Origin of the sequence: Streptomyces sp. AC512_CC834, assembly GCF_019049325.1 — a bacterium.
Taxonomy (GTDB): domain Bacteria; phylum Actinomycetota; class Actinomycetes; order Streptomycetales; family Streptomycetaceae; genus Streptomyces.
On record NZ_JAGMUO010000034.1, the window covers coordinates 288,847 to 305,345 of the forward strand.

The 16,499-nt window shown below is 73.8% G+C and carries 14 protein-coding genes; 11 read left to right on the plus strand and 3 right to left on the minus strand.

Translation table 11 applies throughout. The features are described 5' to 3' along the window. Positions 1–22: 22 nt before the first annotated feature. Complete coding sequence (locus tag KUM40_RS14540) at positions 23–430, minus strand: DUF2795 domain-containing protein (RefSeq protein ID WP_217166341.1); 408 nt, start codon at positions 428–430, stop codon at positions 23–25. Between the two features lie 227 nt (positions 431–657). On the opposite strand from KUM40_RS14540, the gene KUM40_RS14545 reads away from it, so the two are divergent. From KUM40_RS14545 to KUM40_RS14575, 7 genes are all read left to right on the plus strand, one after another. Continuing rightward, on the plus strand, positions 658–3,054 hold the full coding sequence (locus KUM40_RS14545; protein ID WP_217166342.1) for an excinuclease ABC subunit UvrA: 2,397 nt from the start codon (positions 658–660) through the stop codon (positions 3,052–3,054). Between the two features lie 64 nt (positions 3,055–3,118). Beyond that, the gene (locus KUM40_RS14550; RefSeq protein ID WP_217166343.1) at positions 3,119–3,547 is read left to right on the plus strand and encodes a helix-turn-helix transcriptional regulator; all 429 of its coding nucleotides are present in this window, start codon (positions 3,119–3,121) and stop codon (positions 3,545–3,547) included. A 5-nt stretch (positions 3,548–3,552) separates the two neighbouring features. Then, positions 3,553–3,969, plus strand: coding sequence for a VOC family protein (locus KUM40_RS14555; protein ID WP_217166344.1), 417 nt, complete (start codon positions 3,553–3,555; stop codon positions 3,967–3,969). 352 nt (positions 3,970–4,321) lie between these two features. Further along, on the plus strand, positions 4,322–5,116 hold the full coding sequence (locus KUM40_RS14560) for an RNA polymerase sigma factor SigF (RefSeq protein ID WP_217166345.1): 795 nt from the start codon (positions 4,322–4,324) through the stop codon (positions 5,114–5,116). Positions 5,117–5,327: 211 nt separating this feature from the next. Beyond that, positions 5,328–6,194, plus strand: coding sequence for a hypothetical protein (locus KUM40_RS14565; RefSeq protein WP_217166346.1), 867 nt, complete (start codon positions 5,328–5,330; stop codon positions 6,192–6,194). A 657-nt stretch (positions 6,195–6,851) separates the two neighbouring features. Further along, positions 6,852–8,096 (plus strand): aminotransferase class I/II-fold pyridoxal phosphate-dependent enzyme, encoded by a 1,245-nt coding sequence (locus tag KUM40_RS14570; protein WP_217166347.1) that lies wholly within the window; start codon positions 6,852–6,854, stop codon positions 8,094–8,096. Then, positions 8,093–9,208, plus strand: a complete 1,116-nt coding sequence (locus tag KUM40_RS14575) for an MBL fold metallo-hydrolase (RefSeq protein WP_217166348.1) — start codon at positions 8,093–8,095, stop codon at positions 9,206–9,208. The genes KUM40_RS14570 and KUM40_RS14575 overlap by 4 nt, the downstream gene beginning before the upstream one ends. Before the next feature lie 77 nt (positions 9,209–9,285). Here KUM40_RS14575 and KUM40_RS14580 read toward each other — a convergent pair whose 3' ends face one another. Continuing rightward, on the minus strand, positions 9,286–9,912 hold the full coding sequence (locus KUM40_RS14580) for a DedA family protein (RefSeq protein ID WP_217166349.1): 627 nt from the start codon (positions 9,910–9,912) through the stop codon (positions 9,286–9,288). Then, positions 9,909–10,682, minus strand: a complete 774-nt coding sequence (locus KUM40_RS14585; RefSeq protein WP_217166350.1) for an MBL fold metallo-hydrolase — start codon at positions 10,680–10,682, stop codon at positions 9,909–9,911. The genes KUM40_RS14580 and KUM40_RS14585 overlap by 4 nt, the downstream gene beginning before the upstream one ends. A 94-nt stretch (positions 10,683–10,776) precedes the next feature. Between KUM40_RS14585 and KUM40_RS14590 the strand changes: the two genes are divergently transcribed. The 4 genes from KUM40_RS14590 to KUM40_RS14605 all read left to right on the plus strand — a co-directional run bounded on the left by KUM40_RS14590 (position 10,777) and on the right by KUM40_RS14605 (position 16,497). Further along, on the plus strand, positions 10,777–11,178 hold the full coding sequence (locus KUM40_RS14590) for a hypothetical protein (RefSeq protein WP_217166484.1): 402 nt from the start codon (positions 10,777–10,779) through the stop codon (positions 11,176–11,178). 117 nt (positions 11,179–11,295) lie between these two features. After that, on the plus strand, positions 11,296–13,476 hold the full coding sequence (locus KUM40_RS14595) for a phage holin family protein (RefSeq protein ID WP_217166351.1): 2,181 nt from the start codon (positions 11,296–11,298) through the stop codon (positions 13,474–13,476). 154 nt (positions 13,477–13,630) lie between these two features. Further along, complete coding sequence (locus KUM40_RS14600; protein ID WP_217166352.1) at positions 13,631–14,692, plus strand: ATP-binding protein; 1,062 nt, start codon at positions 13,631–13,633, stop codon at positions 14,690–14,692. Beyond that, complete coding sequence (locus KUM40_RS14605) at positions 14,689–16,497, plus strand: hypothetical protein (protein WP_217166353.1); 1,809 nt, start codon at positions 14,689–14,691, stop codon at positions 16,495–16,497. Before KUM40_RS14600 ends, KUM40_RS14605 begins: the two co-directional genes overlap by 4 nt. Positions 16,498–16,499: the final 2 nt, after the last annotated feature.

Sequence of the window (16,499 nt, forward strand, 5' to 3'; positions counted from 1 at the left end):
GCGTGTGTGGTTTCGGCCGGTCCTACGCGCTCTGCGGCCCGGGAGGACCGGACCGGCTGTGCTCGGTCAGGGCCACCGCCAGTTCCTGGACGTTGTCGTAGCGCGCCTTGTGCGGCAGCCGGTCCAGGCCCTCGACGAGGGCGTCCGGCGCGTTGCCGCGGCGCAGCGTGCGGGTCAGTTCCCGCGGTCCCGCGGGGAAGCTGCCCCGGGTCAGGTTCCGGGCCAGGTCGAGCCGGAGGGCCTCCAGGTACGTCGGCCCGCGGCCCGGTGTCACCGGTCCGTAGGTGACGTCCGGGTCGTCCTCGGCGGCCGGTTCCGGGTCGTTCCACTCCTCGCTGCGGGTGGGGTGCCCGGACCTGAGCAGACCCTGCAGTTCGTGCTTCATCTCGTCGTCGCGGTGGACGCTCATCCGGTCGCTGCCTCGCTGCATGTCTCCCTCCAGATCCTCAGGGGGTGCCGACCGCGTACCCGGACACCGCGGGCCGACACGGATTCGCCCGGACGGTTCCGTTCCGATTTCGGCGGATCACGAGCGGATCAGGAGCGGATCAGGAATCGAGAAGCGCTGGCCGCCGTACCCCCTCTAGCGTGTGACCACTGAGGCACCGAGGCACTGAGGGCGTCATCTTCACCGAGCCCCCGACAGATGGAGACACGATGAGCAGCGCCAAGACGACGGGCACGCGGCAGCCCGAGTCGCACGTCGCCGACAGCCACGACCTGATCCGTGTGCACGGCGCCCGCGAGAACAACCTCAAGGACGTCAGCATCGAGATTCCGAAGCGGCGGCTGACGGTGTTCACCGGCGTCTCCGGCTCGGGCAAGAGCTCGCTGGTGTTCAACACGATCGCCGCCGAGTCCCAGCGGCTGATCAACGAGACCTACAGCTCCTTCGTCCAGGGCTTCATGCCCACACTCGCGCGCCCCGAGGTCGACGTCCTGGACGGCCTCACGACCGCGATCATCGTGGACCAGCAGCGGATGGGCGCCGACCCCCGCTCCACCGTCGGCACCGCCACCGACGTCAACGCGATGCTGCGCATCCTCTTCAGCCGCCTCGGCGAGCCCCACATCGGCCCGCCCAGCGCGTACTCCTTCAACACCGCCTCGGTCCGGGCCAGCGGCGCGATCACCGTGGAGCGCGGCAACAAGAAGGCGGTGAAGGCGACCTTCCAGCGCACCGGCGGCATGTGCACCCACTGCGAGGGCCGCGGCACCGTCTCCGACATCGACCTCACCCAGCTCTACGACGACTCCAAGTCGCTCGCCGAGGGCGCGTTCACCATCCCCGGCTGGAAGTCGGACAGCCAGTGGACCGTGCAGGTGTACGCCCAGTCCGGTTTCGTCGACCCGGACAAGCCGATCCGTCAGTACACGAAGAAGGAGCTGCGGGACTTCCTCTACGGCGACCCCGTCAAGGTGAAGGTCAACGGCGTCAACCTCACCTACGAGGGTCTGATCCCGAAGATCCAGAAGTCGTTCCTGTCCAAGGACAAGGAGGCGATGCAGCCGCACATCCGGGCCTTCGTGGAGCGGGCGGTCACCTTCACCACCTGTCCCGAGTGCGAGGGCACCCGGCTCAGCGAGGGCGCCCGGTCGTCCAGGATCGGGAAGATCAGCATCGCCGACGCCTGCGCGATGGAGATCCGCGACCTGGTCGAATGGGTCCGCGATCTCGCCGAGCCCTCGGTGGCGCCGCTGCTCACGGCCCTGCGGGACTCCCTCGACTCCTTCGTGGAGATCGGCCTCGGCTACCTCTCGCTCGACCGGCCCGCGGGCACCCTGTCGGGCGGTGAGGCACAGCGCGTCAAGATGGTCCGCCACCTCGGCTCCTCGCTCACCGACACCACGTACGTCTTCGACGAGCCCACCATCGGGCTGCACCCGCACGACATCCAGCGGATGAACGACCTGCTGCTGAGGCTGCGGGACAAGGGCAACACGGTCCTGGTCGTCGAGCACAAGCCGGAGGCGATCGCCATCGCCGACCACGTCGTCGACCTCGGCCCCGGCGCCGGCACGGAGGGCGGCACCGTCTGCTTCGAGGGCACCGTCGAGGGGCTGCGGGCCGGCGACACCATCACCGGCCGCCACCTCGACGACCGGGCCGCCCTCAAGGAGACGCTCCGCAAGTCCACCGGTGCCCTGGAGATCCGCGACGCGCGGACGCACAACCTCCAGGGCGTCGACGTCGACGTCCCGCTCGGCGTGCTCTGCGTGGTCACCGGCGTCGCAGGGTCCGGCAAGAGCTCGCTGATCCACGGCTCGGTCCCGGCCGGCGCGGGCGCCGACGTCGTATCGGTCGACCAGAGCCCCATCAAGGGTTCGCGCCGCAGCAACCCGGCGACGTACACCGGACTGCTCGAACCCATCCGCAAGGCCTTCGCCAAGGCCAACGGCGTCAAGCCCGCCCTGTTCAGCGCGAACTCCGAGGGCGCCTGTCCCACCTGCAACGGCGCCGGTGTCATCTACACCGACCTTGCGATGATGGCCGGCGTCGCCACCCCCTGCGAGGACTGCGAGGGCAAGCGGTTCCAGCCCTCGGTGCTGGAGTACCGCTTCGGCGGCCGGGACATCAGCGAGGTGCTCGCGATGTCGGTGGCGCAGGCCGAGGAGTTCTTCGGCACCGGGGAGGCGCACACCCCGGCCGCGCACAAGATCCTCGAGCGCCTCGCCGACGTCGGCCTCGGCTACCTGACCCTCGGCCAGCCGCTCACCACCCTCTCCGGCGGCGAGCGGCAGCGGCTCAAGCTGGCCACCCACATGGGCGAGAAGGGCGGCGTGTACGTACTCGACGAGCCCACCACCGGGCTCCACCTCGCCGACGTGGAGCAACTGCTCGGCCTGCTCGACCGCCTGGTCGACGCCGGCAAGTCGGTCATCGTCATCGAGCACCACCAGGCCGTCATGGCGCACGCCGACTGGATCATCGACCTCGGGCCCGGCGCCGGCCACGACGGCGGCCGGATCGTCTTCGAGGGCACCCCCGCCGACCTGGTCGCCGACCGCTCCACCCTCACCGGCGAGCACCTCGCGGCGTACATCGGCGCCTGAGCGCGGCGGCCCACGGCGCCGGCACCGCTACCGGTGGTGTCCGGCGCTGTGGGATCGTGTCCGGGTGACGACGCTGGAGGATCTCGCCCGGCTGCGCCGGGCCCGCGACCTGATGGACCGCGAGTACGCCGAGCCGCTCGACGTCCCGGCGCTGGCGCGCGCCGCCCTCATGTCGGCGGGCCACTTCTCCCGCAGCTTCCGCGCCGCCTACGGCGAGACGCCGTACAGCTACCTGATGACGCGCCGCATCGAGCGCGCCAAGGCGCTGCTGAGGCGGGGCGACATGAACGTCACCGACGTCTGCTTCGCGGTCGGCTGTACCTCGCTCGGCTCGTTCAGTTCGCGGTTCACCGAGCTGGTCGGCGAGAGCCCGAGCGCCTACCGGGACCGCGACCACACCGACGGCGCCGCCGTCCCGGCCTGCGTCGCCAAGGTCCACACCCGGCCGGTCAGGAACGGAGAAGCGAAGCCCGCGGCACCGCCCGTAGCGTGACGCGCATGGACATCAACCTCTCGCAGTGCTTCATCGCCGTCGACGACCACGACAAGGCGCTCGCCTTCTACCGGGACGTACTCGGCATGGACGTCCGCAACGACGTCGGGTTCGAAGGGATGCGCTGGGTGACCGTCGGCTCCCCGGCCCAGCCCGACGTGGACATCGTCCTCGAACCGCCGCTCGCGGACCCGGGCGCGTCGGCCGCCGACAAGGAGGCCATGGCCGAACTGCTGGCGAAGGGCTTCCTGCGCGGCGTCATCTTCACCACCGACGACGTCGACGCCACCTTCGAGCGCATCCGCGCCGCGGGCGCCGAGGTCCTCCAGGAGCCGGTCGACCAGCCCTACGGCGTACGCGACTGCGCCTTCCGCGACCCGGCCGGCAACATGCTGCGCTTCACCCAGCCGCGGAAGGAGTGACCACAGGTCCCGCGCCGCGTGTCCCGCGCCCCGTGTCCCGTGTCCCGTGTCCCGTACGGAGAACTTCCGGGTGTTTGCCGTGGGGGACAGGGGGCAGGTGCAAGTTCAGTGCTTCGGACAGGAGGCACGTCCGTGGGAGCGGCGCGAGGCCGCCACGGATGCGTCCGTCGGGGCTCGGACGCCCTCCCACGGTGACCGCCCGACCCAAGGGCCGCGTCGTCGTACCGGTGCCGCCCGCCCCGCGTGCCGGAGGTGCTTCGAGCCCCGGCCGCCCACCGCGCGGGCCGCGCCGACCGGGCTGCCGTCCGGCGCGACGACGGGACCCCGCGCTCCGAGGGAGTTGCGACGCACCATGCCGATCCACGCCAGTGTGAAGCACCCGCACGACGACGCCCCCGACACCGCCGACGCGTTCCGTCGGCTCGCCCGCCTTCCCGACGGCCCGGAGCGCGACGCGGTCCGCGACCGGATCGTCGAGGCCTGGCTGCCCATGGCCGAACGGCTGGCGGGACGATTCCGCAGCCGCGGCGAGAGCTACGAGGACCTGCGCCAGGTCGCGGCCCTCGGCCTCGTCAAGGCCGTCGACCGGTACGACCCCGAGCGCGGCAACGCCTTCGAGAGCTACGCCGTGCCGACCGTCACCGGCGAGATCAAGCGCCACTTCCGCGACCACATGTGGACCCTGCACGTGCCGCGCCGGGTCCAGGAACTGCGCAACCGCGTGCGTTTCGCCGGCCAGGAGCTGTCCCAGACCATCCCCGGCCGCAGGCCCACCGTCACCGAGATCGCCGAGCGCGCCGACCTGAGCGAGGAGGACGTCCGGGTCGGTCTTGAGGCGCTGGAGAGCTTCACCGCGCTGTCCCTGGACGCCGAACTCCCCGGCAGCGAGGACGGCTACTCGCTCGGCGACGCGCTCGGCGCCCCCGACCCGGCCCTCGACACGGTTGTCGACCGCGAGGCCGTGAAGGACCGCCTGGCCGAACTGCCCCCGCGCGAGCGCGCCATCCTCTACATGCGCTTCTTCGACGACATGACCCAGAGCCGCATCGCCGAACAACTCGGCATCTCCCAGATGCACGTCTCGCGCCTGATCACCCGCTGCTGCGACCGGGTACGGGAAGAGGTACTGCGGGACCCGGCGGCCTGAGCGGAGCGCCTCGGTCTCCCCGCGCGGCATGTCCAGGCGTGCGTGTGGGTGAGGGGGCGGAGGGACCGCGAAACCTCCGGCTCACTCGCACGGGCCGTCCCGTCGCACGAACGGCGCACGGTGACGCGCGGGCCCGTGCCGGGCGGGCTGTGATGGCCGAGGGGGCGCGAGTGCCGTGCCCCCTCAGCCGTCGCTCGAAGGAGCCCGCACCATGCGCCGCACCGCCCGCGCCCTGTCCGTCGCCGTCCTGGCCAGTGCCGCCCTCGGCGTCTTCGCGGGGAACGGGGCGGCCGACCCTGGCGTCCCGCCTCCCCCCGACGCCGGGGAACCCGTCGCCCCGCCGTCCGCGGAGGAGGCCCTCCCGCCCACCGCCGGGCAGGTCGCCGCCCAGGTCAGTCCCGCCGCTGTCGCCCCGGGCGGCACGGTCACCGTCTCGGTCTCGTGCGGCCCGACCGGCACAACCGCGCCGGCGACCCTCGAGGCGACCTCACCGGCCTTCGACGAGGGCACCGTCGCGCTGCGCAAGGTGGCGGGCGCCGAGGGGACGACGTCCGGGCCGGCCTACCGGGGCACCGCGCGCATAGCCGCCGCCGAGGACTTCGAGGCCGCGCAGGGCACGGACGAAGCGGCGCTCGCGGAGGATGCCGGGGCTGCCGGGGACACCGGCGATGCGGGCGCCGGGGACGACTGGACCGTCGACGGCGCCTGCCCGGACGCCTCCGGCGGCGAGGGCGACCCCTGGAGCGCGACCATGACCGTGCCGGGCGAGAGCGGTACCACCGAGCCGGCGTGCCGGGAATCCGCTGGCCCGCGCGCCGGGACCTCCACACACGGCACGCCGTGTGCCACCACCGAGCCGCCCTGCCCCGAACCCACCGCCCCGCGCGGCCGGCCCTCCGCACAGGGCACGTCCTGCGGCGATGGGACGACCGAGCACGGGGTGCGGGCCGGCACGGGCGGAACCTTCGGCGACTCGGTGCCCGTCCTGGTCGCCGGTGGCGTCCTGATCGCGGGCGCGTGCGGTGCGGCCGCGCACCGGCTGCGGCTGCGGCTGCGCGGGGAGGACGGGGAACACTGACCCACGCGGGCGCCGGTCCGCCTGCGACCGGAGCCATGGCGGGGCGCCACGGTGGGTACTGGGATCAACGACCGACGAGCGAGCACACGGCACGGACACGGCACCACGGACCGCGCGGAGGTACGCATGCGGCGCACCGACCCCGAAGGCCTTGCCACCAGTTCCGCAGGCGAAGGCCCTGACACGCCAGGCAGCGCCGACGCGGGCCACGACTCCACAGTCCGGGACGCTGCGGGACACCTCCCTGCGGGGTACGGCCCCGCGGGCGAAGACCGTGGCACGGCAGGCGGTGCCGACGCGGGCCCTGGCGACGGAGGCCGTGGCGACACGGGCCACGACCCCGCAGGCCGGGTCTCTGCGGGCCACGGCTCCTCCGGGCACAACCCTGCGAGCCACAAATCTGCGGGTCACAAATCTGAGGGCCATAACGCTGCAGGCCCGGACGCTGCGGGTCACGTCCCTGCGGGTCGGGACTCTGCTGGGCACAACTCTGGGGGCCACGATCCCGCGGGTCGGGACTCTGCGGGTCACGACCTTGCGGGGCACGGCTCTGCGGGGCGGGACTCTGCGGGGTACGGCTCCTCCGGGCACGACCCTGCGGGTCACGTCCCTGCAGGGCGGGACTCTGCGGGGCACGGCCCTGCGGGTCGGGACCCCGTGGGGCACGACCCTGTGGGGCATGGGCCGGTTCGGTATGGGCCGCATCTGCCCGACGACGGGCTGCCGGTGCTGCCCGAACTGTCGGCCGTGCTCGCCGCCGCAGCGGGCCGCGCTCGCGGTGAACCGGCCGGCGGTGCCCCCGCCCTCCTGGACGCCGCGAGCGGCTACTGGGACCGGCGCGGTCTGCCCACCGAGCCCGGTCACCTGGCCGCCGCCCCCGGCGCCAACGCCCTGCTGCTCGCGCTGACCGCCGCGCTCGGCGGCGACGTCCTGGTGCCGCGCCCCTGCGCCGCCTGGTGGGCGCCGTACGCACGGCTGCTGGGCAGACCCGTCTTCCACGTACCGACGCCCGCCGAGTCCGGCGGCGTCCCCGATTCGTACGCCCTTCTGGAAACCGTCCGCCGGGTCCGTGCCGAGGGCGGCGATCCCCGCCTGCTCGTGCTGTCCGTCGCCGACGACCCCACCGGCACCGTCGCGCCGCCCGAGCTGCTGCACGAGACCGTCGAGGCCGCCGCCGGCGAGGGGCTGCACCTGGTCAGCGACGAGACCTGGCGCGACACCCTGCACGACCCGCACGCCACCGTCCTGCTCAGCCCTGCCGAGATGCTGCCCGAGCGGGTCACCGTCGTCACCGACCTGGCCGGCGCGCTGCTGCCGCCGGGCTGGCCGGCCGCCGTCGCCCGATTCCCCGCCTCCGCCGCCGGGAACGGCCTGCACGCGCGCGTGCTCGACGTGCTCACCGCGCTCGGCGCCAGTGTCGCCGCGCCGGTCGCCGCCGCGGCCGGGTACGCGCTCGGCGAACCCGAGCCGGTCACCGTTCGCCGGTCCGCCGCCGTGCGTCTGCACGCGCGCGTGGCCGCCGCCGTGCACGCGGCCGTCGTCGCCGCGGGAGCCACCGCCCGGCCTCCGCAGGCCGGCCGTCACCTGTACGCCGACCTGGGCCCGCTGCGCGACGCGCTCGGCGCGGAGGGCGTCGGCGACGCCCAGGAACTGGAGGACTTCCTCACCGCCCGGCTCGGCATGCCCGCTCCCGGCGGGCACCGCTTCGGCGACGACCTGCCGGCCCTGCGCGTCCGGCTCGCCACCGGCCCCCTGCTCGGCGCCGGCACCGACGAGCAGCGCGCGGAATGCCTCACGTCCCCCGACCCCTTGGAACTGCCACACGTGCAACGCGCGTTGACCGGTCTGAAGTCGGTCTTCGACGGTCTCCGCGACGCTCAGCGATGGGAGCCCCCTCGATGACGCAGCAGCCCCGGTCGACCACGAGCACCCCCACGTCCGCGGAGATCAAAGGGGACACAGGCAATACAGGGGATACGGGGGATACGGGGGATACAGGGGGTGCCGATGCGTCGGCGGCCGCTTCGGCCGCGGGCTCCTCCTACCCGCCGCTCGCCGAGCCCCGGCCGCCGGCCGAGCACCGGGTGTGGCCGCGGACCTTCCACGACCGGCTGACCGCGCCGCTGCCGGGCCTGAAGGCGTTCGCCAGGTTCGCCCGCGAGGGCGCGGTGAGACCCGGCCCCGCCGGCCTGGCCGACGTCCCCCGGCTGCCCTACGTCCCCGGCCCGCTGCCCCGCGTCGACGCGCGCACCGTCGCCGTCACGTGGGCGGGACACGCGAGCTGGGTGGTGCGGATCGGGGGCCTCACCGTGCTCACCGACCCGGTCTGGTCCCGCCGGATCCTCGGCACCCCGGCCCGGATCACCCCCGTCGGCGTCGCCTGGAGCGACCTGCCCCGGGTCGACGCGGTGGTCATCAGCCACAACCACTACGACCACCTGGACGCCCCCACCCTGCGCAGGCTCCCGCGCGACACCCCGCTCTTCGTGCCCGCCGGACTCGGCCGCTGGTTCCACCGCCGCCGCTTCACCCGCGTCACCGAGCTGGACTGGTGGGAGGCGAGCGAGCTGAACGGAGTCCGCATCGACTTCGTACCGGCCCACCACTGGTCCAAGCGCGCCCTCACCGACACCTGCCGCACCCTGTGGGGCGGCTGGGTGCTCACCGACCCCGACGGCCGGCGCGTGTACTTCGGCGGCGACACGGGCTACGGGCACTGGTTCACCCGTATCGGCCGCCGCTACCCCGGCATCGACCTCGCCCTGCTGCCCATCGGCGCCTACGACCCCCGCTGGTGGCTCAGCGACGTGCACTGCGACCCGGAGGAGGCGGTGCGAGCCGCCCAGGATGTCGGCGCGCGCCACATGGCGCCGATGCACTGGGGCACGTTCGTCCTGTCCGCGGAACCGGTACTGGAACCTCTCACGCGCGTACGCGCCGCCTGGCAGCGGGCGGGCCTGCCCCGCGACCGCCTGTGGGACCTGCCGATCGGGGCCTCTCGCGTGCTGGAGTAATGCTTCCCTGCCGAGCTGCCGAGCTGCCGAGCTGCCGAGCTGCCGAGCTGCCCAGGCGCCCACCGACCGCCGGAGGCCTACGCCTTCGCCGGTCCCCGGAACCGCCGCCACACGCCCGGTGCCACGCTGACCAGCACGGTGAGCGCGATCGCCGCGGCCACGCCCTCCCACGGCCTGCTGAACAGGGCGCCGCTCAGGACCCCGATGAGCTGGTACGTCACCGCCCAGGCCAGACAGGCCGGGAGGTTGCCCCGGGCGAAGCGGCGCAGCGGCCACTCGGCCAGCAGACAGGCCAGCATCACCGGTATCCGGCCGGCCGGCACCAGGCGGGAGAGCACCAGCACCGCGACGTCGTGGTCGGCGAGCTTGTCCTGCGCCTGCGCCAGCCGGTCCTCCGGTGCCCGGGACCGGATCGCCTCCAGCCAGCGCGAGCCGTTCTTCGAGCCGACCCCGCGCCGCCCCAGCCAGTACAGCGCCATGTCCCCGCAGAACGCGGCCAGCGACGCCGTCGCGAACACCATCAGCATGGCGAACGGCAACGTCTGGTGCATCGCCACCACGGCCGCCGAACTCACCAGCGCGCCCGTCGGCACCACCGGCACCAGCGCCCCGATCAGCACCAGCAGGAACAGTGACGGATAGCCGAACGCCTGCTGCGTCGGCTCCGTCGGAATATCCAGCGTCGCGGCGCCCAGCCAGCTCACCGCGCGACCTCCACCCGCACACTCTCGCCGTGCCCCAGCCGGTGCACCGCCACCCCCGGCGCGCGCAGCGCCGACAGGCGCACGAACTCCTCGCCCGGCGTGTGGAACTCGTGGGGGCGCACGGCGTCCATCCCGATCGGCCAGTACGTGCCGTAGTGCACCGGCACCGCGACGCGCGGCGCGAGCCGGGCCAGCGCCTCGGCCGCCCGCCCGGCGTCCAGGTGCTCCGCCCCCAGGTACGGGCCCCAGCCGCCCACCGGAAGCAGCGCCGCGTCGACGGGCCCGACCTCCTTCTCCATGCCGTCGAACAGCCCGGTGTCCCCGGCGAAGTACGTCCGCGCCTCGCCCTCGACGACGTAGCCGAGCGCGGGGGCGCGGTGCCGTCCGACCGGCAGCCGCCGTCCGTCGTGCCGCGCGGGCACGACCCGTATGCGCAGGTCCCCCACCGTCGTCTCGTCGCCGGGCGACACCTCGCTCACCTCCAGGTGTCCGAGCCGGCGCAGCCCCGGCACCGCCCGTCGTGCGCCCCGGGGCACGAGCAGGCGCGTGCCCGGCGCGAGCCGCGCGAGCGACGGCACATGCAGGTGGTCGGCGTGCAGATGGGACACCAGCGCCACGTCCGCGCGCCACGCGTCCGGCGGCGGCACCGCTCCCCGCCTGCGGCGCAGGTGGGCGAGCCGGCGGACGAACAGGGGATCGGTGAGCACGCGGATGTGCGAGTCCTCCACCGTGCAGGTGGCGTGACCCCACCACGTGAGCTCCACCGGCACTTCTTTGCCTCCTTCGCGCGACTCCCCGAAGCCTACGTCCAGGAGTAGGGTCGGCGGCGAAAACGGGAGGTGACGGGAGGTGAGGGGGGACACCATGGGGCCGGTGCGGGTGACGGCGATCGCGAGTCTGACGCCGCTGGAACTGCTGGACGACGATCCCTTCCTGGTCGACTCCCGCAGCCAGCACGCCATGTGCGCCCGCTGGGCCGGGGAGCACGGTTACGTCGTCGCCAGGGAACTGCTGGTGCGCGGTCTGCGGCACGACCACGACGCCCTGTGGGACGGGGTGCGCCCGGGCCGCGACCTGTTCGTCGCGCCCAGCCGCCGGGTGCTGGAGAGCGCGCTGTCCTCCGTGGAGGAGTTCACCGCGGAGTGCGCGCGGCGCGGCGTCCGCGTCGAGACGGTCGGCCACGCGGAACCGTCCTACGACGCCCGGATGAAGGCGTGCGTGCACCGCAGACTGTCGATGCCGACGGCCGGGTACGACGGCCGCTGACCGCCGCCGACCGCCGTCGCGGGGTGTGAACCGGACCCGGGGGGACAAACGGGCACTCCGGAGCGTTGTGACAGGGTGGGGAAGGCCCGCACGGACGACGGGCCCGGGACGTGAGGTGTGCGGAGCGTGGATGGAGGCCGTTGGCGCCGGGTCGCCAGTCAGATCGGGCGGAGTGTCACGGTGTGGGCCGTCTCCACCGTCACCATGCTCGTGCTCGCCGGCGTCCTGCCGGACTTCCGGCTCCAGTCGCCCGACGGCGACAGCGCGACCGACATCGCCATGACCGCCGCGGTCGGCGCCGGCGCGTTCGGTCTGCTGTCCGCCCTGGTGTGGCCCCTCATGGTCCGCCTGCTGCTCCTGGTGCCCGCGCTCGTCCTCGGGCTGCTGGTCTTCTTCCTCAACGGCGGCCTTCTGCTCCTCGCGATCGACGTGAACCCGGCCGGGCGCGGCGGCGTCGCCCCCGAGACGGCGGTCGTGGTGGCCGCCGTCATGTCCGCCGTCGCCTCCGCCACCGGCGGCGCGCTGGCCGTGCGCGACGACGACGCCTACCGGCGCCGGCTCTACCGTCTCGCCGACCGCCGCCGCGGATCGGGACCGCCCTGCCCGGCCGACCCCGGCACCCTCTTCCTGCAACTGGACGGCGTCGGCCACGACGTCCTGCTGGCCGCCGTCGACAGCGGCGCCATGCCCACCGTTGCCCGCTGGCTCGGCCGCGACGGCGGGTCCGCGACCCACCGGCTCGCCCTGTGGCGCACCGACTGGTCCAGCCAGACCGGCGCCAGCCAGCTCGGCATCCTGCACGGCAGCAACCACGACGTCCCCGCGTTCCGCTGGTACGAGAAGGACAGCGGCGAGGTCATGGTCTGCAACCGCCCGACCAGCGCCGCCGAGCTCCAGTACCGTGCCGTGCGGCGCACCGGCGACGGCGGACTGCTCAGCCTCGACGGCGCCAGCCGCGGCAACCTGTTCGGCGGCGGCGCCGACGAACAGGCCCTCGTCCTGTCCATAGCCACCCGCCGCCGCAGCCGCGAGACCCGCTCCAGATCCGGCTACTTCGCCTACTTCTCCGACCCGGCCAACGCCGTGCGCACCGCGATGTCCTTCGTCGCCGAGGTGTGCCGGGAGATCGGCCAGTCCACCCGCGCCCGCGTCCACAAGGTCCGCCCGCGCGTGTCCCGCGGCGGCCTCTACCCCCTCGTCCGCGCCTTCGCGACCGTCGTCGAGCGCGACGTCGTCGTCGCCGCGGTGATGGGCGACATGCTCGCCGGCCGCACCTCCGTCTACGCCGACCTGGTGGCCTACGACGAGGTCGCGCACCACTCGGGGCCGGGCGGCCGGGACGCCGCCAAGGTCCTCGGGCGGCTCGACCGGTCCCTGTCGCTGATCGAGAAGGTCGCCGAGCACGCGCCCCGCGCGTACCGGATCGTGGTCCTGTCCGACCACGGCCAGAGCCCCGGGGAGACCTTCCGCACCCGCTACGGCCTCACCCTCGGCGACCTGGTGCGGGCCGGCTGCGGACTGCCCGTGCCGCGCCGCGCCCGGCGCACCCGCAGCGGCGCCGAGGCGCGCAACGCCGTACGGGCCGCCCTGCACCGCCCCGTCGAGGAGGGCGCCGAACAGCAGCGGCCCGCGGACACCCCCACCGGCCGGCGTTCCGAGCCGATCGTGCTGGCCTCCGGCAACCTGGGCCTGGTCTCCTTCCCGGACGTGCCGCACCGGATGACCAGGGAGGAGATCGACGCCCGCCACCCCGCCCTGCTGCCGACCCTCGCCAACCACCCCGGCGTGGGCTTCCTGCTGGTCCGCAGCGAGCGGCACGGCGGTGTGGTGCTCGGCGCCCGCGGCGCGGAAGTACCCGTGGACCGCCTCGACGAGGACCCGGGGCCGCTCGCCCCCTTCGGCCCCGGCGCCGCCGACGCCGTACGCCGCACGCACGCCTTCCCGCACACCGCCGACATCATGGTCAACTCCTTCCATGACCCGGCCGACGGCGAGGTCCTCGCCTTCGAGGAGCAGATCGGTTCCCACGGCGGACTCGGCGGCGCCCAGTCCCGCGCCTTCCTCCTCTCCCCGGTCGTCCTGTCCGCGCCGGCCGCCGAGGGCACGGAGATCGTCGGCGCCGAACACGTCCACCGCGTGCTGCGCCGCTGGCTGCGCGAGTCGAACGGCCCACAGGTGCCCGTGGGCGCGGACGCCGACGCGGACGCCGACGTGGACGCGGACGCTCCGCGATCGAACGTCGTCGACGGCGCGCCCTTCCCGGTCGCGGACGGGTTCGTACCGGACAAGAGCGCCTGACACGACGGCCGCGACGGTGCGCGGACGGTGCGTGGCGGGTGCGTGGACGGTGCATGGAGGGGCCCACCGCACCCGAAATTGGGCTGCGCGGGGACGCCGGGGGCACCCACACTGGGGCGGCCACCTCCCGACACCCTTCCAAGGAGCCCCTGCCGTGCAGGCAGCCGTCACCGTCACTCCCGCCCGCCTCCCGGAACTGCTGCTCGGCCTCGCCACGGTGCGGCCGGTCTTCCTGTGGGGCGCACCCGGCATCGGCAAGTCCTCCCTGGTGAGGAACTTCGCCGACTCGCTGGGCCTGGAGTGCGTGAGCCTGCTCGGCACCCAGCTCGCGCCCGAGGACCTGATCGGCGTACCGCAGATCCGGGACGGCCGCTCGGTGTTCTGCCCGCCGGAGTCCATCGCCCGCGACGAGCCGTACTGCCTCTTCCTGGACGAGCTGAACGCGGCCACCCCGGACGTGCAGAAGGCGTTCTACTCGCTCATCCTCGACCGCCGCATCGGCACCTACGAGCTGCCCAAGGGCTCCATCGTCATCGGCGCCGGAAACCGCGCCACCGACAACGCCCTGGCCCGACCCATCGCCTCCGCGCTGGTCAACCGCCTCACCCACGTCCACCTGGACGCCTCCGCCAAGGACTGGCTGGTGTGGGCCGGTGAGAACGGCATCCACCCGTGGATCACCGACCACCTCACCGACCGCCCCGACCACCTGTGGTCCAAGCCGCCCAAGACCGAGGAGCCGTTCTCCACCCCGCGCTCCTGGCACATGCTCTCCGACGCCCTGCACTCCTTCGGCCAGGACCTCGACGAGGAGACCCTGAAGGTCGTCGCGCACGGCACGCTGACCCCCGCGCACGCGACCGCCTTCTGCGGCTACGTCAAGATCGTCCGCAGCCGGTTCGGCATCGAGGCGATCCTCAAGGGCGAGGCCCGCTGGCCCAGCCGCCTCCAGGACCGTGACCTGCTCTACTACCTGGCCGAGTCCTTCCGCGGACGGCTGGTCAAGGAGCTGCCCGCGAGCAAGGAGCACATGTCGGCGCACGGCCGCCAGACCGCGTACCGCGCCAAGTCGCTGCTCGTGCAGCTCGCCGAGATCTCCGTCGAGGTCGCCCAGAGCGTCATCGCCTCCGACCCGGACGGCAACCCGGTCCTGCCCGCCTGGTTCCTCGTCGAGGCCGCCCGCGACATGCCCCGGCTGGTGGAGGCCCGCCGATGAGCCGCACCCGCAAGCAGAAACAACAGCAAAAGAAGAAGGACCCGGCCGCCGAGGACTGCGCCAAGGGCGTGCAACTGGTGTGGGCCAACCCGGCGCTCGCGGCCATGGAGGTGAAGCTGTGCCGCGAGGAGGAGTGCGAGGTCGCCCCGCGCCACGGACTCGTCCGCGTCAGCTCCAACGGCCGGGTCCATCTGCACCCCACCCGCCACGCCGAGCCCGCCGACTGGGCCTGGGCCATCGCCCACGGCCTCATCCACCTCGGCTTCGGCCACGTGCCCGCCGCCACCGGCGAGCGCGTCCAGCCCGACCGCTACGACCTCGCCGCCCGCTGCGTCGTCGTCAACCGCTTCCTGCAGACCTTCCCGGTCGGCCGCACCCCGGACGACCTGCCACCGACGTACCCCGGCGGCGACGAGGAACGCATCGCCGCCGCCTGGCGCCGCGAGGGCGGCATCCCGGCCGCCTACGAGCGTTGCGGCACCGCGGGCCCGGACCCCGACCAACTGCTCTCGTCCTGGGACAACTGGAACGGGCAGGCCCCCGACTGGCAGCTCGCCTTCGCCCACGCCCTGACCCGCACCATGTCCACCGCCCTCGACCTCGCGGGCGGCCGGCGGGACAACATGCTCGGCGGCCCCACCCACCTGCAGCCCTGGCAGCGGGCCCTGAGCTGGTTCGTCTCCTCCTACCCCCTGCTCGGCGGGATCGCGTCCGGCATCACCCTCGTCGCCGACGCCGAACTCGCCCGCGCCCACGGCATCTCCGTCGCCGCCGTCAACCCGGAGGCGGCGGAGATCTACGTCAACCCGCTGCGCCGGTACGACGACGAGGAATGGCGTTTCATCCTCGCCCACGAGATGCTGCACGCCGCCCTGCGCCACGGCGACCGCTGCGGCACCCGCGACCCGTACCTGTTCAACGTCGCCTGCGACTACGTCATCAACGGCTGGCTCGTAGAGATGCAGGTCGGCACCATGCCCGAAGGCCTGCTGCACGACCCGGAGCTGGCCGGTCTGTCCGCCGAGGAGGTCTACGACCGCATCGCCGACGACCTGCGCCGCATACGCCGCCTGTCCACCCTGCGCGGCAAGGGCGTCGGCGACGTCCTCGGCGGCCCGCTCGGCTCACCCCGCGACTACGTCGACCTCGACGGCTTCTACCGGCGCGGCCTGGCCCGGGGCCTCGACCTGCATCAGCAGCAGGAGCGCGGTTTCCTGCCCGGCGGCCTGGTCCAGGAGATCCGCGCCCTCAGCCATCCGCCGCTGCCCTGGGACGCGCTGCTCGCCCGCTGGTTCGACGAGTTCGTGCCCCGCCCCGAGCCCGTACGGTCGTACGCGCGCCCCTCCCGGCGCCAGGCCGCCACCCCCGACATCCCGCGCGCCGGACGGTACTTCCCGCCGGAGGAGATCGCACGCTGCACCTTCGGCGTCGTCCTGGACACCTCCGGCTCCATGGACCGCACCCTGCTCGGCAAGGCACTCGGCGCCATCGCCTCCTACGCCGAGGCCCGCGACGTGCCCGCCGCCCGCGTCGTGTTCTGCGACGCCGCACCGCACGACGCGGGCTACCTGCCCGTGACGGACATCGCCGGCCGGGTGCGGGTGCACGGCCGCGGCGGCACCGTCCTGCAGCCCGGCATCGACCTGCTGCTGCGCGCCGACGACTTCCCGCCCACCGCGCCGGTCCTCGTCATCACCGACGGCTGGTGCGACGTCCTGCGGGTGCGGCGGGAGCACGCCTACCTGATTCCGCGGGGTGCGCGGCTGCCGTTCACCGCCCGGGGACCGGTCTTCCGGGTGAGCTGAGC

What these genes read in the sequence shown, in the direction of transcription:
- KUM40_RS14540 (WP_217166341.1), bottom strand. Translation starts at nt 430, where the DNA reads ATGCAGCGAGGCAGCGACCGGATGAGCGTCCACCGCGACGACGAGATG.
- KUM40_RS14545 (WP_217166342.1), top strand. Translation starts at nt 658, where the DNA reads ATGAGCAGCGCCAAGACGACGGGCACGCGGCAGCCCGAGTCGCACGTC.
- KUM40_RS14555 (WP_217166344.1), top strand. Translation starts at nt 3,553, where the DNA reads ATGGACATCAACCTCTCGCAGTGCTTCATCGCCGTCGACGACCACGAC.
- KUM40_RS14560 (WP_217166345.1), top strand. Translation starts at nt 4,322, where the DNA reads ATGCCGATCCACGCCAGTGTGAAGCACCCGCACGACGACGCCCCCGAC.
- KUM40_RS14565 (WP_217166346.1), top strand. Translation starts at nt 5,328, where the DNA reads ATGCGCCGCACCGCCCGCGCCCTGTCCGTCGCCGTCCTGGCCAGTGCC.
- KUM40_RS14575 (WP_217166348.1), top strand. Translation starts at nt 8,093, where the DNA reads ATGACGCAGCAGCCCCGGTCGACCACGAGCACCCCCACGTCCGCGGAG.
- KUM40_RS14590 (WP_217166484.1), top strand. Translation starts at nt 10,777, where the DNA reads ATGGGGCCGGTGCGGGTGACGGCGATCGCGAGTCTGACGCCGCTGGAA.
- KUM40_RS14605 (WP_217166353.1), top strand. Translation starts at nt 14,689, where the DNA reads ATGAGCCGCACCCGCAAGCAGAAACAACAGCAAAAGAAGAAGGACCCG.